This is a genomic window from Xylanibacter brevis ATCC 19188, assembly GCF_000621725.1.
Classification (GTDB): Bacteria; Bacteroidota; Bacteroidia; order Bacteroidales; family Bacteroidaceae; genus Prevotella; species Prevotella brevis.
The window spans coordinates 18,933-43,394 of record NZ_JHXM01000020.1; the positions used below are offsets into that span (position 1 = coordinate 18,933).

Here is a 24,462-nt window from a genome sequence, read left to right on the forward strand (position 1 = left end):
TAATTTTGCTACTGACAATTATTTCTTATTTTTGCACCACCTAACCATAACTACTTTTTTACTAACTATAAACTATTTTAAAACTATCTAACTCATTAAAAACAATGAAACACTTATCAAAGTACCTATGCAGGTATGGAAGCATAGCTCTGTTGGCTATCCTTTCGTTTCTTTTCGTGACTAATGCTTCTGCACAGCGCAAGACCGATCAGCTGGATCGCGGCTTGGTGGCCGTCAAGGTGTCGCAGGGCGTGTTTGTCAGTTGGCGCGTACAGGCAGACGAGTACTATGGCGTGACGTACAAGCTCTATCGCAACGGTGCGCTGATTGCCCAGAACCTCTATGCCTCCAACTATGCCGATGCCAGTGGCAGCACCTCTAGCCAATACACCGTGGCAGCAGTCCGCAATGGGGTAGAGGAGGCACAGTGTGCAGCCGTCACTCCCTGGCAGAATCAGTATTTCGAATTTCCCGTTTCCAACGTTCAGGCTCGTAGTGGCGTGACCGTGTGGAAACAGAACAATCCCTCTACGGCGATGGCCAACTACGTGATCAACGACATTTCGCTGGGCGATGTGGATGGCGACGGTAAGGTTGACTTCATCGTGAAACGTAAGAATCAGACCGACCAAGATAACCTGTTCCCTGCCAACAACTATCAGATGTACTGCCAGATAGAGGTCTATGCCTCCAGCATCAACTATGGACGTCTGTGGTGGATTGATTGCGGACCCAATATCTGCTACGGTGCTGATGAGCAGTGGGATGCAGTGGCCTTCGACTGGAACGAGGATGGTGCCTGCGAAGTGCTTTATCGCGGTGGTGCCAACACCGTTATTCACCATGCCGATGGAACCACCGAGACCATTGGCAATGTCAACGAGAACATCCGCAATGGCATCACGCACACCGCCAATATGACCTTCTCTAATGCTGGTGAAGAGTGGCTCATGTATATCAATGGCCGCACCGGTCGCACCTACGACGTTATCTCTTATCCACTGCCTCGCGGCAACGCTTCCGACTGGGGTGATTCCTATGGTCACCGCTCCAGCAAGTATTTCATGGGCGCCCCCTACTTGGATGGTGTCAACCCCTACATCTTCCTGGGTCGCGGCATCTATACCAAGATTGATGCCTGCACTTATCGCGTGAACAAGAGCACTAATAAATTATATAAGGTGGGCAACACCTGGCACAGCTATAACAACAGTGGTTGGAACGGCCAGGGCAACCACAACTTCTCTATTGCCGATGTCGATGAAGACGGCAGCGACGAGATTATCTATGGTTCCATGGTGCTCGACTTCCACACGGCCGACAACTCGCTGCATGGCTGTTCTTCCACCGGTCTTGGCCATGGTGACGCCTCTCATACTGGCGACCTGGATCCCTTCCGTCGTGGTCTGGAGACCTTTGCATGCAACGAAGAGCGTCCTTGCAACAATTTCCGCAATGCCACCACCTGCGAGATCTATGCCCGCACACCCGGCAGTGGCGACGACGGACGTGCCATGGCTGGCAATTTCACCAACCAGTATCCTGGTGGTATCGGTGCTTCGACAGGCTCGGGCATCATTCCTCTGAGCTATGTGCAGCCCAACCCCACATCGCCTGTTTACATCAGTGGCATGGCCAACAACTGGAATGCGCAGACGCCTTACCCCATGGCGCTGAATTTCCGTATCTATTGGGACGGCGACCTGCTGTCTGAGACCATCAATGGCCCTGGCTCTAACGAGAGCTATCTCTATATCGACAAGTTGGGACAACGCATCTTCGATACCAACCACGGCTCGTATGCCACCTCGTGCATCAACGGCACCAAGAAGAACCCTTGTGCCACAGGCGATATCCTGGGCGACTGGCGCGAAGAGCTGGTGATGCGCTCTTCAGATAACCGTTTCATCCGTGTCTATACCACCGTCACGCCTACCGAACACCGCATGCAGTCACTGTGGTACGACCACCAGTATCGTCAGGCCATGGTATGGCAGACCGAGGGCTACAACCAACCTCCTCATCCCAGCTTCTTCGTGGGCGAGCTGGAAGGACTCACGCAGGCTCCTCCCGCTCTGACATGGACAGGTCGCACGGGCATTGGCAACAACGGTTCCATTACTACCGCCCTCAATGGTCGCGATGTGTTTGTGTGGCCTGATGGCAACGGCTCTCAGTACACGGTCAATATCAATGCTGGTGCCAAGCCCTCGACGCTCTTCCTGAACTCACGTACCACCATCGAGGGTGGCGACCGTGTGCAGTATCTCGAGACGAAGCATACCTGGGACCGCATCCGTCTCACTGGCAATGGTCTTTCTGGCACCACCAACCTCTGTAAGCAGGGCTCTTCTGCCGCTCATCTGCCCTTTACCACACATACCCACACGGGTAAGACCGACGTATGGCAGGGTGCACTGATCAGCAACGGCAGCATTCCCAACAGCGATGTGTGGGCCAACCGCTTCACCGAGCTATTCTTCGGTTCTGACTTGGCAGCCGCCGAGAGCCAGTATAAGTCTATCTCTATGGAGTATGGTTCGGCACTCTATATCACCAGCAACCTGAAAACCACACCATACGTCAACGACAATGGTTATGCACATATGACTGTGGGTAACCTCACCATCAAAGAGGGCTCACGTCTGGTGTTCGATATCAAGGGCAGCGGCAATGCCAACGGCGACCGCCTGAACATTGGTACCCTCTTCGTGCGCACACAGAACTGGCAGTATGGTCCTCAGTACTTGATGCCTGTCATCGACATCCGCTCTGCCGGTGCTCTGGCCGATGGCGACTACCTGTTGGGCACGCTCCAGGGCATGGCTACCGGTTCGGCCAGTCTGCTCGACGTGAAGGTGGAGTGTAGCGCGCAGGTTAATGGACACTTCGGCACGGTGTTCTTCAACCAGGCCAACAAGAGCTATTACCTGCACGTGGGTACGGCCATCGATGCTACTTATCAGATTGACGGTGCTACCTATCTCGATGTGCTGGTACAGAACTTTGAAGGTTCCAACTGGCAAGACAACTGGACCATCGCCCTTCCCGGACGTCTGACCGCCGTCCAGCAGTCGAACGGTGCCAGCGGTTCTAAGTGTATTTGGCTGAAGAGCGTGCTCGATGCCAACAACGGCACCTCGGCTACCTATACCATTCCCGCCATCAGCGAGTATGCCACCACCACCTCATACGAGTTCAACTTCGACTTCGCCCAGACATCCATCATCGGCAGCAATGCCGACCGTGCTGGCGAAATCATCCTGCGCGACCAGAGCAATGGCGCCATCGTTACCTTCCGTGCGTTCACCGGTGCTACCACAGGCGACATCGTGGTCAATGGTACCGTCTTGGGTCACTATGGTGTCACCAAGGGCACTTACTTCAAGAGCGAGACGGCTCCCACCATCAATCATCACGTATCGTTGCGCTCGTCTCAGGCTGGTACCTTCCTCTATGTCGATGGTACCAAGTACACGATTGGCTCGTCGTTCGTCAAGGTGGGCAGCATCCTCTACAACACCAACCGCTATGCCGGTCAGGCACAGTTCGACAATATCCTGTTGAACTGTCGTGTGGAGAACAACTACGCTTCGCGTATGTCGCCAGAAGAAACCACCAGCGTTGCACCTGCAACCCGTCAGGCAGTGCCCGTGGCTTATTACACCCTCGATGGCCGTCGCATCCAGCATCTTGAGAGTGGCAAGGTTTACATCGTAAAGCTGTCGAATGGCACTGCAAAAAAGGTAAGATTATAAGTCAATAATGCCACTTTGCGTATGGCAAAGTGACGGTATCAGAATCATTCTAGACTCTAGAAAAGCTATTTCTAAAGTCTAGAATGATTGTTTCTAGACTCTAGATGTTGCATTTCTAAAGTCTAGAAATGTGCTTTCTAGACTCTAGAATGATATCAATAGTTACCCTTTTGCATGGCAAAAGTGGCACTATAACAACAGAAAAGTGGCACTTTACACATCGTAAAGTGCCACTTTTTATTCATGAGTGAACGACAAAAGTGTATCAGCGTTCGCCGTTCAGTAACTCCATGTATTCTTCGTAGGAGATGTGCCGTCCGCCCATGGAACGGAGATGAGGTGTCTCAAACTGACAGTCGATGAGGCTCCCGCCGTTTTCTCGCAACACCTGAGCCAGGTGGATCAGTGCCAGTTTCGAGGCACTCGGCACCAACGAGAACATGCTCTCGCCAAAGAAGGCCGCACCGATGGTGATGCCATACAGTCCACCCACCAGCTGACCATTGTCCCACACCTCGACGCTGGCTGCAAAGCCCTGGTGGTGCATCTCGGTGTAAGCACGAATCATATCGGGTCCCAGCCATGCTCCCTCGGTGGTGTCGCGGTCTTGTGCCATGGCACAACCATGAATCACGCCGTCGAAGTCCTTGTTGATGGTCACCTGATAGCGCTGACTGCGTATGAGCTGGCGCATGGAGTGGCTGATGTGTATCTCGTCGGGGAAGATGACGAAGCGCTGCTGCGGACAGTACCACATCGGCTCTGGGCTGTCGCGATACGAGAACCAGGGGAAGAACCCGTTGGAGTAGGCCAGCAGCAGACGGTCGATGCTGAGGTCGCCACCCACGGCTATCAGCCCGTCGTCTTCTGCCAGACTCGGATGTGGGAACCACAATCGTTTATCTAATTGAAAGATGGCCATCGTCTGTTGTTATATTGATGTTGCCGCCCTGTTTCATGCTGCCAAACAGAATCTCGTGCGTCAGCAGGGGTTTCAGACGACGGGCGATGACGCGATCCATCTCGCGTGCACCATATTCCTTAGTGAAGCCCTCGTTCAGCAACAGGTCGAAGGCTTCGTCGCTGAGCGTCATCGTGACGTGCTTCTGACTGAGCTTCTCGCGCAGCTCGTCGAGTTTCTTGTTGAGGATGAGGCGAGCCATCTTCTCGTCCATGTCGTTGAACACCACGGTGCCCGACAGGCGGTTGATGAACTCAGGCTTGAAGGTCTTCTTGACCTGGCGCAACATCGCCTCGCCACGTGAGGCACCACCTGTGAAACCGATGGAGGCCTGGGCCGCATATTGTGCGCCGGCGTTCGACGTCATGATTAGAATAACGTTGCGGAAGTCGGCCTTCCGTCCTTTGTTGTCGGTCAGACGCGCATAGTCCATCACCTGCAACAAGATGTTGTAGATGTCCTGATGCGCCTTCTCTATCTCGTCGAGCAGCAGCACGCAGTTGGGCGTCTTGCGGATGGCATCGGTCAGCAGACCACCATCCTCATAGCCCACGTAACCTGCTGGCGAGCCAATCAGTTTGGCCACCGTGTGCTTTTCGGTGTATTCACTCATGTCGAAGCGTATCAGTTCGATGCCCAGCACCTTGGCCAACACGCGAGCCACTTCCGTCTTTCCCACGCCGGTGGGTCCCACAAACAGTAGCGACGCCATGGGCTTGTTGTCGTCCAGCAGTCCGGCGTGCGACATCTGTACGGCTTCCACCACCTGGCTGATGGCTTCGTCTTGTCCGTAAATCTTTGCCAGCATCTGTGGCGCCATCTGCTCCAGCTGCTGGTGCTCGTTGGTTGCGTTGACTGCCAGGGCATCCACCTTGCAGGTTTTGGCCAGCACTTCGGCAATGTCGGCCTTGGTCACGGTTGCGCTCTGGGTGTCTTCACCATTCGCTGACGTCAGTTTACTCTCGTAGGAAGCTCCCGCTTCGTCTATCAGGTCGATGGCCTTGTCGGGCAGGAAACGGTCGTTGATGTATTTGGCGCTGGCATCCACCGCAAAGTCGATGGTATCGCTATCATACTTCACGTGGTGGAACGCCTCGTAGCCTTGTTGCAACTGTCGCAGGATATGCTTGGTCTCTTCGGTCGAGGGCTCGGGGATGTCAATCTGTTGAAAACGACGTACCAGTCCTTTCGAGCGCGAGAAGTGACGGTTGTACTCCTCGTAGGTGGTGCTGCCTATGAAGCGGATGCTGCCTGCTTCAAGGTAAGGCTTCAGCATGTTAGAGGCATCCATCGCCCCTTCGCCCGTGGCACCGGCTCCCACCAGCGTGTGTATCTCGTCGATATACACGATGTTAGCCTCGCTTTCGGCTTCGATGCCGTCCATAATCATCTTGATGCGGTTTTCAAAGTCGCCGCGATACTGCGTACCCGCCAGCAGTGTGCCAATGTCCAGTTGATAGATACGTGCGTCCTTCAGGCGTTCAGGCACACGGCCTTCAGCAATCATGCGTGCCAGTCCCCACACCAGTGCCGTCTTTCCGACACCCGGTTCGCCCACATGCAGCGGGTTGTTCTTGTCGCGTCGGCACAGCACCTGGATGGTGCGGGCCAACTCCGTCTCGCGACCAATCAGCGGGTTGTGTTTCTCGTACAGCTCATTCATGCAGGTCACCAGCTGGCGCCAGGCCACCTCGTGCTTCTTGTCGTAGTCGCCAAACAGGTCGTCTTCCTCGTTGTCATCCTCGTACGAGTCGCTTAGGAAATCCTCCATCTCATAACTGTCTATCAGCTGACTCATGAAGTTGCTCACCTTATTGCCAAGCGCACTTTTCAGTATATAGGCGGCCCACGACTCTTCCAACTGCAACAGGGCGGCCACCATGTGGGGCACGTCAACCTCTTCGGCGCTGCTAGCCTTTACCTGCTGCCATGCCATGCTGATGACCTGTGTCAGCTGTTCCGATATATCCGGTGCGTAGTCGCGGTCAGTGGGCACGATCTCCAACTCTAGCAGTTTCTCTCTGACTCTCTTTCTCAGTTGTTCCGGATGGTAGAAAATATGTAGTGTCTGATAGAACTCGAAGTCGTTGGTGAGTGTCAGCAGCAGATGCTCGGGCATTACAAACTCGTGTCTCAATGCCTGGCAGCAAGCCACGGCTTCTTCCATCACGCGACTAGCCCTTTTGGTTCGTTTTATCTCTGCCATAATTGTTTACTGTTCTGGTTCAACCGACAGGCGTAGCGGATGGCCCGCCTCTCGTGAAATGTTGGTTGCCTTGCGCACCTTTGAGAGGGCCACGTCATAGCTGTAGATGCCTACCACCGCTTTGTCGGAGTGATGCACTTGCAGCATTAGCGCCTCGGCTTCGGTGTCGCTTTTGAAAAAAATCTCTACGAGTATCCTCACCACGAAGTCCATGGGTGTGAAGTCATCGTTGTATATCACCACCTTGTAGCGCTTCGGTTCGCGCAGGTCGGTGTTTTGTCTTTCTTTGACAGATGCCTGTTCTTTTGCCATTGTTTGATAACTTATGGGGTGCAAAGTTACTGAAAGTCGAGAGAAATACAAAGGGAAAACATGTTTTTCTTCTTAATTCCGAGCCCCTGTAGCCTTAGTGTTTTCTGTATCCTATCACTCTCACTGCTGTGCGCACTTTGTGCGTGCAGCAGTTGCATGCTGTCGCCATCAAAATCGTTGAGTGACACAGCCATAGCATCGCTTTCGATGCCCAATAGTGGCGCTATTGATATGCAATAGTGCCACTATTGCTGTATAAAAGTGCCACTATTAACATGCAATAGTGCCACTTTTGGGTCGGTTCTAGGGGCTAGAATCCTTCCGTCCAGCCCCTGGATCCGCTTCATCTAGCCCCTAGATGCCCCCCATCTAGCCGCTGGAATGTTCATTTCTAGCCCCTGGAGCAGAAACAATACCTAAAGAATAGCATCTCCAAAGTCTTCGTCTTTCTCCATAATACCGCCCGAATTGCTTGGCAACAGTGGCAGGAAGACATAATAACGGGAGTAAAGACATAATCGCTCGGCTATGCCGCTTTCACCCGCTCGGCATCCCGAAGGGTGACGCTTGCAGGCAAGAATGCGAAGCGACTGAAAGAACAGACGAACATACTTTTTTTTCTGTCGGGGAAGTGCTATTCTAAATATTATTTGTACCTTTGTCAAATATGTTATAAGCTCGGTATAATTGATATTAAAATGATACCAAAGAAATGGCACAGACGATAGATGAAGAGAAGAGAAACTGGAGACCGGTAGATCCCACACGGCACCATCGGGAGAAGAAATGGGACTACCGAGGGCGTGCCATCTATCACTTTACACTGCCTGTAGAGGGGCGCTACCCATTGTTTGGGGCGCTTAGTGGCGAAAGTGCAGAAACGGCTTTTGTCAGGCTAAATCCTTTCGGGCAGCGGGTATGCCAAATGCTCGGAGGGCTTGCGCAGTTCTATAAAGACAAGGGCTACGCCCTGAAAGTCCTGGCACAGATGGTGATGCCCGACCATGTGCATCTGGTGATTCAGGTGCTGGAGCCGCTTCCGCATAGTATCGGGGCGGTGGTGCGCGGCTTCAAGAGCGGGTGCACCAAGGTCTATAGGGAGGAATTCTATTGCAGCGGCGAGAACGCCGCTGAAGTGCACAGGGAAGCACGCAGCGCGGCACCAGCTGCCTCCGTGCCAGCTGCCCCTGCTCCTGCCTCCTCCGTGCCAACTGCCCCTGCTCCTGCCTCCTCCGTGCCTGCCGCCCCCGCTCCTGCCTCCTCCGTGCCTGCCGCCCCTGCTGAAGGAAAGCACAGCGCCCCCGTGCAGTTTGCCCGCATTTTTGCGGGCAGAGGCAGCATCTGGCAGGCAGACGCCGCCTATTATCACGAGCGCATCCTCCATGCACCAGGGCAGTTGCGCAGGATGATTGACTATGTGAAAGACAATCCGCGCCGCCTTTGGCTCAAGAGCCGCAACCCCGACTACTTTCGGATGCATAGAGACACGATGCTTTGTGGATTGCCATTCACCTCCTTAGGCAATCATTTCCTCCTGGATTGGCCCGACCGTCAGCTGGTGGAGATGTCGCGGAGTGCCGACGGCGCAACAATCGATAGGCGACTGCAAGAGGTGCTGGCCGCTGCCCAAAATGGTGCGGTGACCTATACGGCAGCTATCAGCAGTGGTGAGAAGCTCATAGCCAGAACGGTTCGTGAGCAGGGCTTCCCCTTGGTGGTGCTGCTGGCCGACGGCTTCCCTGCCGAGGGTTCTCCCCACGAGCGTTACTACAAACCTGGAGGCGTCTATTTCGAAGCCTGTTCCAAAGGCAGCCTGCTGTTGTTGGAGCCTAGAGAGCGTGCCTACGAGCATCCCACCATTGTTAATATAGTAGAGGATGCTCTCCGCAGAAAAGCAGAGGCTAAGCATTACGCCTATACTTCATTGCCCCACGATTCAAAGCGCTACTATTTCGTAGCCCTGAATGCGATAGGACAGCTGCTTGTTGGCCGCTGAGACATATCGCTATTTAGAGAAATAATCTTTTGAATCCACTAAAACTGATCACTATAAATAAAGTGACTAGCTAGCAGACCTATTGACTTCTCTATAAGGCAGGAAAGAGTTATGTAAAGGCCACTGTTAAGTAGGGAAGATATATTTATAAGATATATCTCAATCAAAGAAATCCGCTGAGAGCTTTATAATGCTTTCAGCGGATTTTTGTGCACCAGGATTTTTTCTTACTCAGCATTTACCTGACTGACTCCATCCTCGTCCAAGGGGATGTTGCCGCCGGTGATCTCGATGGTGATAGAAGCTGTCACAGAGGGATCATCTTTCGATGTGCAGGTGATAGTCACCGTGCCGTTCTTCAGCGGAGTGAGCACACCGTTAGCATCAATGGTGGCGAGTGTAGAATCGTCCACACTCCAAGTCACATCAGTCTCGGTGATGTAGACGGGAGTGAACACAGCGCTCAGCTGATAGTTGGCACCTACAGCATACTTACCGCCAGAGGTGGCAGGGATATTGATAGCCATGCTGCCAGCTGTAGGATGCGTAATCACCTTCACGGGCGTATATGCCGTCTGGTAGGAACGACCGTCCTCGCTGTAGAGTAGTGACAGACTGTAGGCCTTGCTGCCATCGAAGCCGCTGGGTGTAGCGGTGATGGTCAGTGTGCCCTTAGAGGCATCAGCCACAGCATTTGTGACAGCCATCGCAGCATCGTGCTGTGACAGAAAGCTCAGACGGGTGATGTCAGCAGCCAGCACGGAAGCCAGTGCCTTCGGCTCCACCTCATAGACGATGGTGGTAGCGGCGGGCTGGTCCACGGTAATGTTCACCACGCCAGCCTCGGTCTGGAACACCACGGAGTTCAACTGCGAGATGGTCTGGTTGTTGTAACTACGCAGGGCATCGTTCTCGGCACCCAGCTTGTCGATGTCGTCCTGATAGTCTGTGCAGGACACTGCGCCCAGCAACAGTGCGGGCATCATCAATGCATAAAATATATTCTTTTTCATATCGTTTTTACTTTATTTGTTTTTATCTTTTTTTTCAACCACGAATCATTTTTCAATTGTGACTGCTACAGCAGCACGACTCTCCTTCCGACTTCCCAGGTTAGCCTCACCCTTGGCAACAATCTTGATGCGGGCTGCACTGATGCCTTTGGCAACAAGCGCTTTCTTCACCGCATTGGCACGCCAACGAGAAAGTTTCAGGTTGTACTTCCACTTACCGTCGCGACTTGCATAGCCCGTGAGCGTCAGTTTCTTATCGTCGTGAGATTTCAAGTATTCCATGATCTCATCAATCTTAGACCTCTCAGAAGACTGGATACGCGAAGAACTGAAGCCGAAGTATATTTTCACCTCCTTGAATTCTGGCTCTTTCTCAACCACAGGTACTTCCACCGCAGGTACTTCAGGTTCTGGCTCCACGACAACAGGAGCAGGTTCCTCAACTACAGGTTCCGGTTCGGTCTCTACTATGGGCAGAGGCTCCTCAATCAGGATGTGTCTACGGGTATTGCCGAGCGCGATCTTCACGCCCACCAGCAGGTTCTGCTGCCAGTCCAAGTTGTCGCCCTTGCCCTTCTTCGAGTTCCACTTGTCGGGCAGCACGTTGGCGTTGTACTCCAAGCCGAGAGCCACGCGCTCAGAGAGGGCGTACTCGATGCCTGCACCCAGACGACCGGCAGGCAGCACCTTCGTGCCGTTCCACAGCTTCTCGAAGCCGCCGTTCTTCAGTGCAGGTATGCCCGCACTCTCGTTCATCGCCGCCAGGTTGTTAGCATCATCGTTTTTGAACGCGATGTTTAAGCCTACGCCAGCCAGTCCATAGACGTTCCACTTACGGTCAGCATCCCAGCCCCAGATCAGGTTGGTCAGCGACACGGTGGCGTCGAGGTTAGCCTGCACGTAGTTCCATTTATACTCTGCCACGGGGTGCGTCTGCCAGTTGCGAGCCTGCCAGCCCGATGCGCCGAGGCGCAGACCGAACACAGGCGAGAACTGACGTCCCACGCTCAGCTGGGCAGCAGGCGACAGCAGCTTCGAGAACTTGGCCTCGCCCACGTGGTAGCCCACGCCCACCTGGGGCTGGACGAACCAGTGAGGCGCAAAGGCCACCGAGTCCCGAGTCTGTGCCTGCACGCCTGTCTGCGTCATGCAGAACAGTGCGAGCAGTGCAAATATTTTCTTTCTCATAATATATATCGTTTTATGTTTCTAACTCACTCTCACTTTACCACGACTTTACGTCCGTTCTGGATGTAGAGTCCCTTCTGAGCGTTGAGAACGCGACGGCCCTGCAGGTCGAAGAAGCTATCGTCTTTAACTTCCATAACTCCTTTAACTCCATTAACTCCTGTCACGTCACCACTGATTGTCAGCACACGGGCATTGGCGCCAGCCTGTTCGTTGCCTATGTGCAGCACGGCCTTGCCGGCGGGCACCTTCACCTCGTCACCCTCGACGAGGATGCTGTGGAACTCATTGTTCTGCAGCACGAAGTAGTGGCCGCTCTCGTAGTGCTTCTTCTCCACCACGGGCTCCAGACAGTTGCTGCGTCCGTAGTCCTTATTGTCAGAAGATGCTACAGGCATGCCGCTGGCAAGTCGTCCACTGTAAGCCACCAGGTTATAGGTCTTGCCGGCTTCGCCCAGCAGCAACACACCATTGTTGGCTTTAATAACACGCTCAGAACCAATCATCAGCAGTTCGTCGGGTACTATCTCAGTAGCTACCTCGGCAGAGTTCTTCACCTTCACGGCATAGACATCAATGCCATCAGGTACTACGACGTCACAGCCTATACCCAAAGTCCAGAACTTATTGGCGGGTGTCACAGTGGTCACCACCTTAGCTGCCTCGTAATTCTCTTTCAGTGACGCCATCAGGGCATAGTCATCGAGCAATGCCAGCGGTGTGTGGATAGTAGCTGTTGCAGGTACTGCCTTACCACTGATAAAGATAGGCTTCTCCGTTTCAGGCATATAGATATCCGTCACGTTATCCATACCACTCATAGCATCATCATTGATACTTACCACTGCCCAACCATCAATCTTGGAAGGAATCACTACGCTAATCTTTTCATCACAAACAGTAGTAGGCTCGGTAATTTTGTCGATGCTCAGTGTCTGATTCTCACGATCCACCACGCTCACAGTCATCATCACATCCTCAACCTCATCACCAGTCTCGGTCTCCTCGGCATTACCTGCAACAATCTGTTCTGTGATAGTGAATTCAGCCTTTACTTCACCTATAAAATTAGTCTTTCCCGTTACAGTCACTGTATAAGTTCCTGGTTCTGTTTGGGTGTTACCCTCCACTTCATACTGGTTTGCAGGAACCACAAGATTGCCAGCCTTCACCTCAGCGATACCGACGTTCTGTTCTACCGGCTTAAACAGGTTGTACTGGAACTCCGTTTGGCTCAGTGTTACACTTGTCAGCGTGGCGGGCTTGATGGTGAAGGTAGCCGTCTTCGTGCCACTGTAGTTACCGATACCTATTGCGGTCACAGTAGCTGTGCCAGCGTTCACGTTGGCGGTGTAAGCCAGCGTATAGTCTGTTCCTTCTACCAAAACAGCATCACCATCTTTCACGGTAACGGCAGGCGTCTTCGCTGTACCATCATAGATGTACTCGGCAGTACCCAGCGTCAGGTTGAACAGGTTGGCGTTGGCAGCCACGATGCTGAAGTTAGCAGTCACGCTACCCTTGTAGTTGCCCTTACCAGTGATGGTAGCAGTGTAGTTGCCCACGTTCGTTGCCTTGTTGTCCGCAATCTCATAGCCCTCAGAAGGTACGGTGATAGCACCGGCGCTTATGATGGCAACCAGAGCGGTCTGCTCCTTCTGGTTATAGATGAAAGTGGTCTCTGTCAGTGTAGCAGCAGTCAGTTTGGCCTGTTCGATGGTCACCTTGAAACTCTGGGCAGCCACATCATTGTGGTTTGCGTCTGCCTCCACTCTGTAATAGACGGTGTATTCCTTGGCATCGGTACCCGTTGGAATGTTCGTGTTCCAGCTCGTACCGTCCAGCGAGTACTGCATCTCGCCGCCCTGTGCATTTCCTACAGCAATCAGCGCCTGAGGCTGAGTAGTATATATGAGTTCTGTGTTGGCAGTAGGAGCAGTCAGGATGATATCAGCCTTAGTAATCGTAAACTGGGCAGTCTTCGTACCGCTATAGTTTCCCTTACCAGTAGCCGTAACAGTAGCAGTGCCTACATTCACATTATTGGTATAAGCCAGCGTGTAGTCCTTTCCTTCTACCAGAACGGCATCACCGTCCTTAACTGTAACGGTGGGCTTCTTCTCCTCACCATTGTAAACGAAAGAGCTGTTTCCAAGAGTCAGTGCAAAGAGGTTAGCATCAGCAGCCACGATACTGTACTGTGCCGTAGTCTGACCTGTGAAGTTCTGGGCATTATCCTTAGCCGTAGCAGTGATGGTGTAAGTACCCACGTTAGTAGCAGAGCCACTTAAGGTATAGTCGGCAGTAGAGACTTCAAGCGTACCAGCCTTCACGCCGCTGATGACAGGCGACTGCTCCAGTTTGTTGTACACCAGGTTCGACTCGCTGAGCAGCACGGTAGTCAATGCAGCCTTGTAGATAGGCACATTGATGAACTTGGCATCTGCGTTATTGTGGTTAGCATCAGCCACCACCTTATAGAATACGGTATATGAACCTGCGTTAGTGGCCTTAGGCAGAGCCGGTGCATAGGTCTGTCCGTCCAGTGAGTATTGTATCTCGCCACCTTCGGCAGCACCTGCGTTTATCAGCGTCTGTGCGGTGCCGTCATAGGTTAGTTTCTTTGCAGTAGGTGCTGTTGGTGTTATGTCAGCCTTATTAATGGTGAAGTTCTTCTCTACCTGTCCGGCATAGTTGCCCTTACCAACAAAAGTAACAGTAGCTTGTCCAGCATTCAAGTTGTCAGTATAGTTCACGCTGTAGTCAACATCCTTGGTAAGGATGGCAGAACCATCCTTTACGGTGACGGCAGGTGTCTGAGCCAGCCCTGTGTAGGTTACGGCGCCGATGCTGTTGATGGTGATATCCGTATTTGTCAGCAACTTTCGGTAGTTAGCTGATACCTCTGCATTGGCCCGCTTCATGGTGAAGGTATAGGTGTTCTCTTCGTTCTTCACAGGTGTCAACTCAAAATCCTTCAGCAGGTCAAGGTTCTGAGCACGACGGGGAGCCTTTGCGCCTTCCCAAGCCATCGACCATTCTCCTTTGAGCATACCAACGGCCCAACCCTCGGCGGGAGTAACAACCAAAGTCACCACATCGCCCTCATTGGCTTTGCTCACCACATTAGGGCCAATCTTGAACGTCATTGTTCCGTGCTCAGATGTTCCAGCAACTAGATCGTATTTGCCGACCAGCACATTGAGTGTTGATTTATTCTGGATGTTGTAGTTAGCTATTGTCTTATCATCCTGCAATGTCTCACCTGCGAAAAGAAGACACTGGTCACCGACAAGGACACCCTCTTTTTCATAGATCATCTCCTTGATCTGACGTATCAGATGAGTAGGTTCCACATTAAGCGTGATATCTTTGGCTGACTGTGTCCTAACGAATATCTGCATAGCACTCATTGTGGTAGCAGCCATCAGCAGCACAAATAGTGCGAAAAATTTCTTACTCATATCTTATTTACTTTATTATTATTTTTTTCCCGTTCTGAATATACACACCCTTCGTGGCCTTGCTGACCTTACGTCCGTTCAGATCGTACAAATAGTTAATGGTCAATGGCTCATGGTTAGTGATGGATATTCCCGTAACATCGCCTCCGAATACAATCTGTCGGGCGTTCTGTGGTTCATTCTCAACGACCTCCAGCCAGCACTTGTTGGCAGCTATCGTACCAGCCTTCTTCACATAGACGAAGGCCGTGCCGTTCAGGACATAGTAATCAACAGCTGAGCTGGCAGGCATGCTCTTGGCTACGAGAGTACCCTTGAACTCAGGTGCTGTCAGGACTGATGAGCCCGTCAACTGCGAGTAGTTCAGCAGGACATCCTTCTTAGCGATTCCACCATTATAGACAAGCATGGGTGTCTGTGCAGGAATCACGCCATCAATCTCACTCAGCACAACCTCACTGTCGGTCACGCTGCTCACGGTATATACCTTGGCGTCAGTCTCTTCTTCATTGAGAATCAGTGTTCTGCTACCATAATAAGAAACAAACTCGCCAGCAGGCACCTCTACGAAGATACCGTTAGCATCGAAGTTGGCCTGAACCGTCATCTCGTCATTCAGCGTGAAAGTTATCTGACTGGTAGCGGGGAAATTTCCTTCTGGGGTGACGATGCCAGTAGTGTAGGCCTCACTATTCGCATTGGTCCAGTTCACGAAATGATTATCCTGAGTGGCACTGGCGCTAACTGTCAGTTCGGTGCCAGGACGTACGCTGTAGGTTCCTGTGCCTATCAGGGTGACACCGGCAGGCAGTTTTTTACCATTGATAGCAACAGTACCCATCGTCTCATCGTTGCTGGCAATTGTCAGTATTGGATAGGCGGCGAAGTTGGCCGTGATGGTCATATCGTCGTTAATAGTGATTGTCTGGGTAGTTTCAAGGTTATTGGTAATATTAGCCTCATTGCTCCAGTTCTTGATGTAATAGCCCTTACTGGCAACAGCTTTTACATAGACCTCTGTACCTGTAGCCACGGTATAGGTGCCGTCACCATTATCGGTCACGTTAGCATTGCTCACAGGATCATTTGAATCTGCAGCGTTTACCAGTTTCACCTGTCCCCACTCGCTATTGTTCGTAGCAATGGTCAGTACAGAAGGATAGTACTCCACAGCCAGCAAACGCTTAGCGCTGGGCATTTTGAAAGTCCAAGAGCCGTCGGCCTGCTTTACGGGGATGGTGGGATCGGGCTCCTCAGAGTCGGGAGTTGCAGAAAAAGCCGTCGTGCTGACAAACAGCAGCATCAGCAGCATTGTATATTTAAAAATGTATCTCATTTTCTTGGAAATTATTATGTACATATATTATACTATTCGCACAGGAAAGTTATGGTTGGCAAAGAAAAACTGCCTGTGCCGCTGTATAGTTCTGTGTTGCAGCACTTGTAAAATACACTCCATAGTTGCCTGGAAGACCAGAAGCTTTTGTAACGGTAGCAGAACAAGAAGTAGAAGTAGCATTAAAGATACTAGCAGACATCATATCAGGTGTAACCGGTCGGCACGTCACTGTACCACCAGGGTGATGGGTGATCGTAATTGTCTGATATTTAGAACTCCATGTATCCCATCCCGTAGTATAAGAAGGACTGAGAGTTATCCAGCCTTTAGCTTTAGCGATAGAGGCTTGACCTATCAAAGTAGGTTCTACGCCAAGGTAATGACCTTCGGGCACTACTTTATAGTAGATGTTATAATCACCAGCATTAGTAGCTGTAGGCACTTTGTTGCTCCAGGTTGTACCATTTGTAGAATAGAGCATGGTTCCGTGATCTACTTCACCAGCGGTAATCAACGCCTGTGTTTGACCATTATAGACTAGATCAGTTCGCAATGTGGGAGCAGTTATTTGCGGCATGAAGTCTTCAAGTGTCACGCTCTTCACCTTATTTATTATAGCAGTGGCGGGTGTCAGTTTTACGTCTGCGCCTTCAGGGATTTCTGCCTCACCGTTGTTTACGGTCACAGAACGTCCGTTGGCAGTCAATGTCCAGCCCTCAGGAATATTAATAAGGGTGTACTTAGTAGTATTATCATCCAAGTCGCCCACAAAAGGAACCTTAATAATATCATAGAACTTTTCCTGATACTTACTGAGATCTTCACTTAGCACATGAACCTTGGTGCCACGATTAGGCATGAAAGCATCTGTATTTTCCCAACTTAATTTCTCTGGGTCACCATAGCAAAATATATCAGCGAGATTAGTACATCCCGTAAATGTATAACTTTTTATCAACTTTATACTGGCAGGTATTGTTATTGATACCAGACTTGAACAACCACCGAAGGCCCAATTTTCAATACTCTCAACACTGTCAGGCAAAGTGATTGTAGTCAGAGCTGTACAATCCGCAAAAGCATCATTCTCGATGAATTTCAATTTAGATCCTTTTTCAAAATCAACAGTTTCCAGTTGATCACAGTCGTAGAAGCAATTATTTATTTTCGTTACCCCCTTCCCAATGACGGCATGCTTGATAGAACTTCTAACGTCATACCAGGGTATTGAGGGTATACGTTCGTAATTTTTCGTTCGACCGTCTCCACTGATATACAGAGTATCATTACTAAGTGTAACGGTACAGTCTCTACTGGTCCATGATTCAGCCTTTACGGACCCTGTGGCCGCAAATGCTATCGCAAGTACGGCCATCAATAATTTAAATCGTTTTTGTATCATGATTAAGAAAAAATAGTTTTGGCATCCTAATTTAGTGTTCTTTTCACCTTAATGTTCTAAACGTCACATTTTTGGGTGCAAAAGTACACATAAGAATCGAAACATTTCTGTTGGATTTTTCACTTAATATGTTTGGTAAGTAACTTCTTGGTTAAATTTCCAATCTTCTTTTTGTTCTTCTCTCGTTTTTTCGTAACTTTGCGACAAAAGTCGCGAAGTTACTACGTCTCGGCATAAAAAAATAAATGGATTTATTTTGTTCTGCGCTCGACTTTTCATAACTTTTCCTTTGGAGAAGTTACTTCGTCTCGGAAATAAAAAGAAAAAACGAGTTTTCCTTTTGTATTTCTCTCGACTTTTCATAACTTTGCCACGTGAAACTAAAAACAAGGTAATTGTATATATGGAATATATCGTTTCGGCACGTAAGTACCGCCCGATGTCCTTTGATACGGTGGTGGGACAGAGCGCTCTGACGACGACATTGAAAAATGCCGTGAAGAGCGGGAAACTGGCACATGCCTATCTGTTCTGCGGACCACGAGGCGTGGGAAAAACGACCTGTGCCCGCATCTTTGCAAAGGCGATCAACTGCCAGAATCCTACGGCAGATGGAGAGGCCTGCAACGAGTGCGAGAGCTGCCAGTCGTTCAACGAGCAGCGCTCGCTGAACATCTTTGAGCTGGACGCTGCATCAAACAACTCGGTGGAACATATCAAGACTTTGATGGAGCAAACCCGCATCCCACCGCAGTTGGGCAAGTACAAGGTGTTTATCATTGACGAGGTGCACATGCTTTCTACTGCTGCCTTCAATGCGTTCCTGAAGACCTTGGAGGAACCACCTGCACATGTGATATTTATCCTGGCTACAACCGAGAAACATAAGATCCTGCCCACCATCCTGAGCCGTTGTCAGATTTACGACTTCGAGCGCATGACGGTGCAGAACACCATTGCTCACCTGAAGAGCGTGGCCGAGAAGGAAGGCATCAAATATGAGGAACAGGCGCTGGCGGTGATTGCCGAGAAGGCTGATGGCGGTATGCGTGACGCCCTCTCAATCTTTGATCAGGCTGCCTCGTTCTGTCAGGGTGATATCACCTATCAGAAGGTGATAGAAGACCTGAACGTGCTGGACTCGGAGTATTACTTCCGCATCGTGGATATGGCTGTGGAAAACAAGGTGAGCGACATCATGGTGCTCCTGAACGATGTGATCAATAAGGGATTTGACGGTGGACTGCTCATACAGGGACTGGCCAAGCATGTGCGCAACGTGATGATGGCTAAAAATGCTGAGACACTGTCGCTTCTGGAGGTTAGCGAGCAGCAGCGCCAGCGCTATGTCGATCAGGCTCAGCGCGTGCAGTTGCCTTTCCTCTATAGTGCACTGAAGCTGATGAACCAGTGTGACGTGAACTATCGCCAGTCAAGCAACAAGCGCCTCTTGGTGGAACTGACACTCATCGAGGTGGCACAGCTGACACAGCCCGACGAGGGGGCTGCCAGTGGGCGTAAGCCCAGAAGACTAAAATCCCTGTTTAAGCAACTGATTCAGCAGACAAGGCCTCAGCAAGCGGTTCAACAGGTGACCGCGGCTGCGTCAAGGAATCATGAGAAGAAAGCGGAAGAAGTAAAGATCTCACAGCCTGCTCAGCCAGAGAATAGTGTGCCAAAGCCCACTATCAAGGTGTCGAACCTGGGCATGTCTTGGAAAAACCTGCGACAGCAGAATAGCAAGATGAAGATACTGCCAGGTACGCCGGGCGTGGAGTCAAAACAGGTCGATGAGCAGAACCAGTTCTCGCAGGCCGACCTGGAATTGCAGTGGTTGTCCATGTGCAACCGCATGCCACAGAAATACAGTGGTATTGCCATGCGCATGAAGAATATGAATCCGGTTGTCGCCGAGATGCCTATCGTTGAGGTGGAGGTGCCTAACGAGATTATGAAGACGGAGATGGAGCAGATAAAAGGTAGCATCATCAGCACCTTGAAACTGCATCTGCGAAATAATGGTATCGACTTAGTGCTGCGTGTGGCAGAGACACAGGAGGCGGTAAAGCCACTGACACGCCGCGAGCAGTTTGAAGAACTGGCTAAGGAGAATCCATCGGTTGAGAAATTGCGAGTGGCCTTTGATCTGGTGCTCGCCTGACAACGTAAAGCAGTGAAGATATGAAAAAAATAAAAGAAACCCTTCTGCGCATCGCGCACTTGCCCTACATGAAGTACATCGTGGTGCTCGTGATAGGTGTGCTGTTTATTGGTTTTCTCGATGAGAACAGCGTGTGGAACCATTTCCGCTATAAGCAGCGCGTGAGCGAACTGAAGGAGGAAATAGCTGTCTATGAGAAAAACTTTGAACGCGACCAGAAGACCATCCATGAGTTGCAACACAACCCCAAAGCGATGGAACGCATTGCGCGCGAACGTTATTTTATGAAGGCGGCCGATGAAGACATCTTCGTGCTGAGCGATGATGAGGTTAAACAAGAAGAAAAGACTTTAGACGATGAAAGAACTGAATAAATGGCAGGCTATCACCTTTCAGATGGGTGCTGTGCTGTTGCTGGCGGGTGCTATAGGCACCATTTTTGAGTGGCATTTATCACCCTATGTGTTTAGCGCGGGAGCCATCTTTTACTCCGTTGTCCAGATGCTGCAAACCTATGATGGACGCAACATTACCATCCGACGCCTGCGCCGCATCATGCTGTTCAGCGACCTGCTGCTTTTGTTGACAGCCGTCATGCTTTTTGCCACATATGGGAAAGTGCCCTTTATCGATCAGATAACTTATGCACAATATATTCACAATAATTGGGTGGTGACGCTGCTGTTGGCAGCCGTCTTGCAACTGTACACAACGGTCAGAATAGACAATGAACTGATTAAATAAGCAAAAAATCCCTAAAAGTTTGCGCATTTGTTTTAAAATGCGCAAACTTTTTTTTTTAGTTCAAGATATCGTTGTACTTTTGCAGAAATCGAAATTCAATTTATGAAAAAAATTCTTTATATACTAACCATAGTAGCAGCCTTAACCTCGTGTGCAGAGTCATACAATATCAAAGGTAGTTCATCACTGTCGCTTTTGGACGGAAGCAAGCTTTACCTGAAAGTGGTGAAAGATGAGAAGTTGACAAATCTAGATTCATGCGAGGTGGTGCATGGCGATTTTAAGTTCTGCGGCGTGCTGGACAGCACTTGCATGGCAGGTCTTTTCATGGATGACCAGAGCATCATGCCGGTGGTCATAGAGAAAGGCGAAATCAATATCACAATTGACGATACAAAGCAGAAGGTGAGTGGCACGCCACTGAACGACTGCCTCTATGCTTTTTTGGAACAAATGAACCAGTTGACCGGACGTATGGTGGAACTGGGACACCGCGATGCCCAGATGTTGCTGGACGGCGTTGATGAGTCGGTGATAGCTCAGGAGATTGGTCGTGAGCGCATGAAGATTATCAGCGAAGAGGATAGCCTGGTGACGGATTTCGTGGTGAACAACTTCGATAATATCCTGGGTCCTTATGTCTTTGTCAGAAACTGCTCGTCGGTTCCTCAGGTGGAGCACATCATGAGCAAGGCCACCGAGCGCTTCAAGAACGACCCTCAGGTGAAGGCTTTCTACGAGGCTGTGACAAAGTCGGATATGCCAGAGAGCGCGGACAATACACTGTCTGAGCCAACCGATGAAGAGGTGAACAAAATACTGGAGGGCGAATGAAAACACTGATTAAAGGTGCTACCATCGTCAATGAGGGACGTCAGTTCAAGGGATGTGTGGTCGTGGAAGACGAACGCATCGCCGAGATTTTGGAAAATGCGGAGCCTCAGAACTTTGAAGGTGATGTGATCGATGCTTCGGGCTGCTTTCTGCTGCCTGGCGTGATTGATGACCACGTGCATTTTCGTGAACCCGGCCTGACTGACAAGGCCGACATGGAAAGTGAAAGTCGTGCTGCCGCTGCTGGTGGCGTCACGTCTTTTTTTGATATGCCCAACTGTGTGCCTCAGACCACAACCCTTGAGGCGCTGCAAGAGAAATTTCAGTTGGCTGCCGAGAAGAGCCACGTGAACTATTCGTTCTTCTTCGGTGCCACCAATGACAATACCAACCTGTTTCCCCAACTGGATATTCATCGTATTCCCGGCATTAAGCTCTTTATGGGAAGCTCTACCGGCAATATGCTCGTAGATCGCGATGAAGCCCTGGAACGTATCTTCAAGAGCACGCCACTCCCATTGATGGCGCATTGTGAAGATACGGCTATCATCAATAAGAATATGGAGGAGGCCAAGAAAGGCTATGGTGAGGATCCCGATGTACGCCTGCACTCGTTGATACGTAGTGAGGAGGCATGTCTGGTTTCTACGACCAAGGCTGTCAACCTGGCCAAGAAATACAAGGCGCGTCTGCACGTGGCACACGTGACGACGGCCGAAGAGCTGGAGCTCTTTACACCCAACCAGACCGATATCACGGCTGAGGTGTGCGTGGGACATCTGTTCTTCTCGATGCTCGATTATGCCCAGTTGGGCACCCGCATCAAGGTGAACCCCTCTATCAAGAGTCCCGTGGATCAGTTCATGCTGCGCCAGTCGCTCAGCGATGGACGTATCGCAGTAGTAGGCACCGACCATGCTCCACATCTGTTGAAGCAGAAAGAGGGCGGCTGCGCAAAGGCTGCCAGCGGTATGCCTATGATACAGTTCTCGCTGGTGGCCATGCTGGAACTGGTGGATCAGCACGTGCTGACGATAGAGCGGATGGTAGAGCTGATGGCGCATAACCCCGCACGCCTGTTTGAGGTGCGCAACCGCGGATTTATTCGCAAGGGGGCGCAGGCCGACTTGGTCCTTGTGCGTCCTAACAGTCCGTGGACGGTGACGCCCGATGTTATTGAGAGTAAGTGCGGATGGAGTCCGCTGGAGGGCCACACCTTCCAATGGCGGGTAGAGAAAACCCTGTGTAACGGACACCTTATATATAATAATGGGCAAGTGGACCGCAGCTATATAGGTCAGCCCATAGCATTCCGATGAAGCTGACCTACGACATTAGTACGCTTGTTCCCTATATCAACTGGGTTTACTTCTACCATGCGTGGCAGTTGAAACAACCCGTTGAACAGCAGAAGATTAAAGCTGAGGCCGAACAGTTTCTCATGTCGCTAGAGCATCGCTATCATGCCTATGCGCTCTTTCATATTCTTGATGCGCATAGTGCTGGTGATGATATCGTGCTGCTTCCTTCCAATAAGCATATCCCTTGTCTGCGTCAGCAGGGTGTGGCGCCCTGTTACTCGTTGGCCGACTTTATCCATCCCGACCAGGATAAGGTAGGCATTTTTGTGACCAGCGTGGATAAGGGTATGGAAACAGATTTCGATGCCGACCCCTATCAAAAGATGATGGCGCAACTGTTGGCCGACCGCTTGGCTGAGGCTGCTGCCGAACTGATGCACCTGCAGGTGCGCACCCACTACTGGGGATATGCAGCTGATGAACATCTTTCTATGGCAGAGTTGCACCTCGAACAATTTCAAGGCATTCGCCCAGCCGTGGGCTATCCCTCGCTGCCGGATGCCAGCATCAACTTCTTGTTAGACGAACTGCTCGACATGCAGCAGATAGGCGTCTCGCTCACAGAGAGTGGCGCCATGCGTCCTCATGCCAGCGTCTCGGGGTTGATGATCAGTCATCCACAGGCTCGCTACTTCTCCATTGGTCGCATCGGAAATGATCAGTTGTGCGATTATGCTGCTCGTCGTGGCATGAGCGTAGAAAATATACGTAAATTTTTGTCGGCTAATCTATGAACACACAATTTATGCTTCTCCTGATATTGCTTGATCCAGACACCTACAGCCTGATAGGGTGGGTGGTGCTGATGATGCTGAGCGCCTTTGCAGGCGTGATGCTCTATATGAAACCACGTAGCAAGACGCGCTGGAGTGCTGCCGCGCTGCTGCTGACAATGTGGGCCGCATTCATCTATGGCTTCTATGTAGGAAACGATGAACTTCGTGTAGTGGAGGTGGAATATGCAAGTGCCGACCTGCCTGCTGCTTTCGATGGCTACCGCATCGTGCAGTTTGGCGACACACACCTCGAGGCTTTCGAAGGCAAGGGACGTGACTTGTTAGAGCGTGTGGTGGACAGCATCAAAGCGCAGCATGCCGACATGATTGTGTTTGTAGGCGATCTGCAGAATCGCCATCCCGACGAGGTGAAGCCATTCATCGATCTGCTGGGCAGTGTGAAGGCACCCGATGGCGTTTACTCGGTGTTGGGCAACCACGACTATCCCGACTATCTGGGAACCGACGATCCATTTGAGATATCAGGCTTGACAGGCCGCTCTGTCGAGAATCATCAGTTGCTGGGCTGGCATCTGCTATGCAACAGTCATCACCTGGTACACCGCGGCAACGACAGCATCGTCATTGCGGGCATGGATAACGACGGCGATGGGCGCTTCCCGGCGAATGGCGATATCTCTCAGGCGTTGAGTCACATCCGCAGAAATCAGTTTGTGGTCATGCTTGAGCACGATCCCTCTTCCTGGCGCAGAAAGATACTGCCTCATTGTCACGCCCAACTGACCCTCAGTGGGCACACCCACGGCGGACAACTCAATCTATTTGGGTGGTCGCCGGCTTCGCTTCGCTACCATGAATATGGCGGTATGTACTATATGGGCGATCGCGCCCTTTGCGTGACACAGGGTGTCGGTGCTGCCATCCCTTTCCGTCTGGGCGTGCCGTCAGAGATCGTCGTCATCACACTGAAAAAGAAATAATACCAT

Annotated in this window: 17 protein-coding genes and 1 pseudogene; 9 read left to right on the forward strand and 9 right to left on the reverse strand. The window is 51.1% G+C overall.

Annotation, left to right across the window (positions count from 1 at the left end; all coding sequences use genetic code 11):
• The first annotated feature begins 104 nt into the window (after positions 1-104).
• The gene (locus T433_RS15200) at positions 105-3,758 is read left to right on the forward strand and encodes a rhamnogalacturonan lyase family protein (protein WP_155808481.1); all 3,654 of its coding nucleotides are present in this window, start codon (positions 105-107) and stop codon (positions 3,756-3,758) included.
• 265 nt (positions 3,759-4,023) lie between these two features.
• On the opposite strand, the gene aat is transcribed toward T433_RS15200, so the two are convergent.
• The 3 genes from aat to T433_RS0110755 are packed head-to-tail and all read right to left on the reverse strand — an operon-like array spanning position 4,024 to position 7,237.
• Complete coding sequence (aat, locus tag T433_RS0110745; protein WP_027455802.1) at positions 4,024-4,680, reverse strand: leucyl/phenylalanyl-tRNA--protein transferase; 657 nt, start codon at positions 4,678-4,680, stop codon at positions 4,024-4,026.
• The gene (clpA, locus tag T433_RS0110750; RefSeq protein ID WP_081778462.1) at positions 4,658-6,925 is read right to left on the reverse strand and encodes an ATP-dependent Clp protease ATP-binding subunit ClpA; all 2,268 of its coding nucleotides are present in this window, start codon (positions 6,923-6,925) and stop codon (positions 4,658-4,660) included. Before clpA ends, aat begins: the two co-directional genes overlap by 23 nt.
• Before the next feature lie 6 nt (positions 6,926-6,931).
• Entirely contained in the window at positions 6,932-7,237 is a 306-nt protein-coding gene (locus tag T433_RS0110755) for an ATP-dependent Clp protease adaptor ClpS (RefSeq protein WP_027455804.1), read from the reverse strand.
• 712 nt (positions 7,238-7,949) lie between these two features.
• Between T433_RS0110755 and T433_RS16540 the strand changes: the two genes are divergently transcribed.
• A complete protein-coding gene (locus tag T433_RS16540) occupies positions 7,950-9,233 on the forward strand; it encodes a transposase (protein WP_155808482.1) in 1,284 nt (427 codons plus the stop codon).
• A 227-nt stretch (positions 9,234-9,460) separates the two neighbouring features.
• Here T433_RS16540 and T433_RS0110770 read toward each other — a convergent pair whose 3' ends face one another.
• The 6 genes and pseudogenes from T433_RS0110770 to T433_RS17050 all read right to left on the reverse strand — a co-directional run.
• Positions 9,461-10,246 (reverse strand): Ig-like domain-containing protein, encoded by a 786-nt coding sequence (locus tag T433_RS0110770; RefSeq protein ID WP_081778464.1) that lies wholly within the window; start codon positions 10,244-10,246, stop codon positions 9,461-9,463.
• Between the two features lie 45 nt (positions 10,247-10,291).
• Positions 10,292-11,434 carry an OmpA family protein gene (locus T433_RS15205; protein WP_044109727.1) on the reverse strand — a complete coding sequence of 381 codons (1,143 nt, stop codon included), beginning with the start codon at positions 11,432-11,434 and terminating at the stop codon, positions 10,292-10,294.
• 32 nt (positions 11,435-11,466) lie between these two features.
• Positions 11,467-14,898: a ubiquitin-like protein gene (locus T433_RS0110780; RefSeq protein WP_081778465.1), complete on the reverse strand. Its 3,432-nt coding sequence runs from the start codon at positions 14,896-14,898 to the stop codon at positions 11,467-11,469.
• 7 nt (positions 14,899-14,905) lie between these two features.
• On the reverse strand, positions 14,906-16,234 hold the full coding sequence (locus tag T433_RS0110785; RefSeq protein ID WP_155808483.1) for an InlB B-repeat-containing protein: 1,329 nt from the start codon (positions 16,232-16,234) through the stop codon (positions 14,906-14,908).
• Between the two features lie 49 nt (positions 16,235-16,283).
• Complete coding sequence (locus T433_RS16850; RefSeq protein WP_248616516.1) at positions 16,284-17,096, reverse strand: hypothetical protein; 813 nt, start codon at positions 17,094-17,096, stop codon at positions 16,284-16,286.
• Between the two features lie 54 nt (positions 17,097-17,150).
• Positions 17,151-17,639 (reverse strand): annotated as a pseudogene (locus T433_RS17050) (leucine-rich repeat domain-containing protein); the annotation flags it as partial.
• A 403-nt stretch (positions 17,640-18,042) separates the two neighbouring features.
• Here T433_RS17050 and T433_RS0110795 point away from each other — a divergent pair.
• The 7 genes from T433_RS0110795 (at position 18,043) to T433_RS0110825 (ending at position 24,456) form a co-directional block, all read left to right on the forward strand.
• Entirely contained in the window at positions 18,043-19,800 is a 1,758-nt protein-coding gene (locus T433_RS0110795; RefSeq protein ID WP_027455811.1) for a DNA polymerase III subunit gamma/tau, read from the forward strand.
• Between the two features lie 20 nt (positions 19,801-19,820).
• Positions 19,821-20,174 (forward strand): FtsB family cell division protein, encoded by a 354-nt coding sequence (locus T433_RS0110800; protein WP_044109728.1) that lies wholly within the window; start codon positions 19,821-19,823, stop codon positions 20,172-20,174.
• Positions 20,158-20,544, forward strand: a complete 387-nt coding sequence (locus T433_RS0110805) for a hypothetical protein (protein WP_027451027.1) — start codon at positions 20,158-20,160, stop codon at positions 20,542-20,544. The genes T433_RS0110800 and T433_RS0110805 overlap by 17 nt, the downstream gene beginning before the upstream one ends.
• Positions 20,545-20,646: 102 nt before the next feature.
• Positions 20,647-21,378: a DUF4369 domain-containing protein gene (locus T433_RS15215; protein ID WP_044109729.1), complete on the forward strand. Its 732-nt coding sequence runs from the start codon at positions 20,647-20,649 to the stop codon at positions 21,376-21,378.
• Complete coding sequence (locus T433_RS0110815) at positions 21,375-22,697, forward strand: dihydroorotase (RefSeq protein WP_027455812.1); 1,323 nt, start codon at positions 21,375-21,377, stop codon at positions 22,695-22,697. The genes T433_RS15215 and T433_RS0110815 overlap by 4 nt, the downstream gene beginning before the upstream one ends.
• On the forward strand, positions 22,694-23,473 hold the full coding sequence (locus tag T433_RS0110820; protein ID WP_027451025.1) for a vitamin B12 dependent-methionine synthase activation domain-containing protein: 780 nt from the start codon (positions 22,694-22,696) through the stop codon (positions 23,471-23,473). Before T433_RS0110815 ends, T433_RS0110820 begins: the two co-directional genes overlap by 4 nt.
• On the forward strand, positions 23,470-24,456 hold the full coding sequence (locus tag T433_RS0110825; RefSeq protein ID WP_027455813.1) for a metallophosphoesterase: 987 nt from the start codon (positions 23,470-23,472) through the stop codon (positions 24,454-24,456). Before T433_RS0110820 ends, T433_RS0110825 begins: the two co-directional genes overlap by 4 nt.
• Positions 24,457-24,462: the final 6 nt, after the last annotated feature.

Coding starts and splice junctions, on each gene's coding strand:
- T433_RS15200 (WP_155808481.1), top strand. CDS start 105: ATGAAACACTTATCAAAGTACCTATGCAGGTATGGAAGCATAGCTCTG.
- aat (WP_027455802.1), bottom strand. CDS start 4,680: ATGGCCATCTTTCAATTAGATAAACGATTGTGGTTCCCACATCCGAGT.
- clpA (WP_081778462.1), bottom strand. CDS start 6,925: ATGGCAGAGATAAAACGAACCAAAAGGGCTAGTCGCGTGATGGAAGAA.
- T433_RS0110755 (WP_027455804.1), bottom strand. CDS start 7,237: ATGGCAAAAGAACAGGCATCTGTCAAAGAAAGACAAAACACCGACCTG.
- T433_RS16540 (WP_155808482.1), top strand. CDS start 7,950: ATGGCACAGACGATAGATGAAGAGAAGAGAAACTGGAGACCGGTAGAT.
- T433_RS0110770 (WP_081778464.1), bottom strand. CDS start 10,246: ATGAAAAAGAATATATTTTATGCATTGATGATGCCCGCACTGTTGCTG.
- T433_RS15205 (WP_044109727.1), bottom strand. CDS start 11,434: ATGAGAAAGAAAATATTTGCACTGCTCGCACTGTTCTGCATGACGCAG.
- T433_RS0110780 (WP_081778465.1), bottom strand. CDS start 14,898: ATGAGTAAGAAATTTTTCGCACTATTTGTGCTGCTGATGGCTGCTACC.
- T433_RS0110785 (WP_155808483.1), bottom strand. CDS start 16,234: ATGAGATACATTTTTAAATATACAATGCTGCTGATGCTGCTGTTTGTC.
- T433_RS16850 (WP_248616516.1), bottom strand. CDS start 17,096: ATGCCTAATCGTGGCACCAAGGTTCATGTGCTAAGTGAAGATCTCAGT.
- T433_RS0110795 (WP_027455811.1), top strand. CDS start 18,043: ATGGAATATATCGTTTCGGCACGTAAGTACCGCCCGATGTCCTTTGAT.
- T433_RS0110800 (WP_044109728.1), top strand. CDS start 19,821: ATGAAAAAAATAAAAGAAACCCTTCTGCGCATCGCGCACTTGCCCTAC.
- T433_RS0110805 (WP_027451027.1), top strand. CDS start 20,158: ATGAAAGAACTGAATAAATGGCAGGCTATCACCTTTCAGATGGGTGCT.
- T433_RS15215 (WP_044109729.1), top strand. CDS start 20,647: ATGAAAAAAATTCTTTATATACTAACCATAGTAGCAGCCTTAACCTCG.
- T433_RS0110815 (WP_027455812.1), top strand. CDS start 21,375: ATGAAAACACTGATTAAAGGTGCTACCATCGTCAATGAGGGACGTCAG.
- T433_RS0110820 (WP_027451025.1), top strand. CDS start 22,694: ATGAAGCTGACCTACGACATTAGTACGCTTGTTCCCTATATCAACTGG.
- T433_RS0110825 (WP_027455813.1), top strand. CDS start 23,470: ATGAACACACAATTTATGCTTCTCCTGATATTGCTTGATCCAGACACC.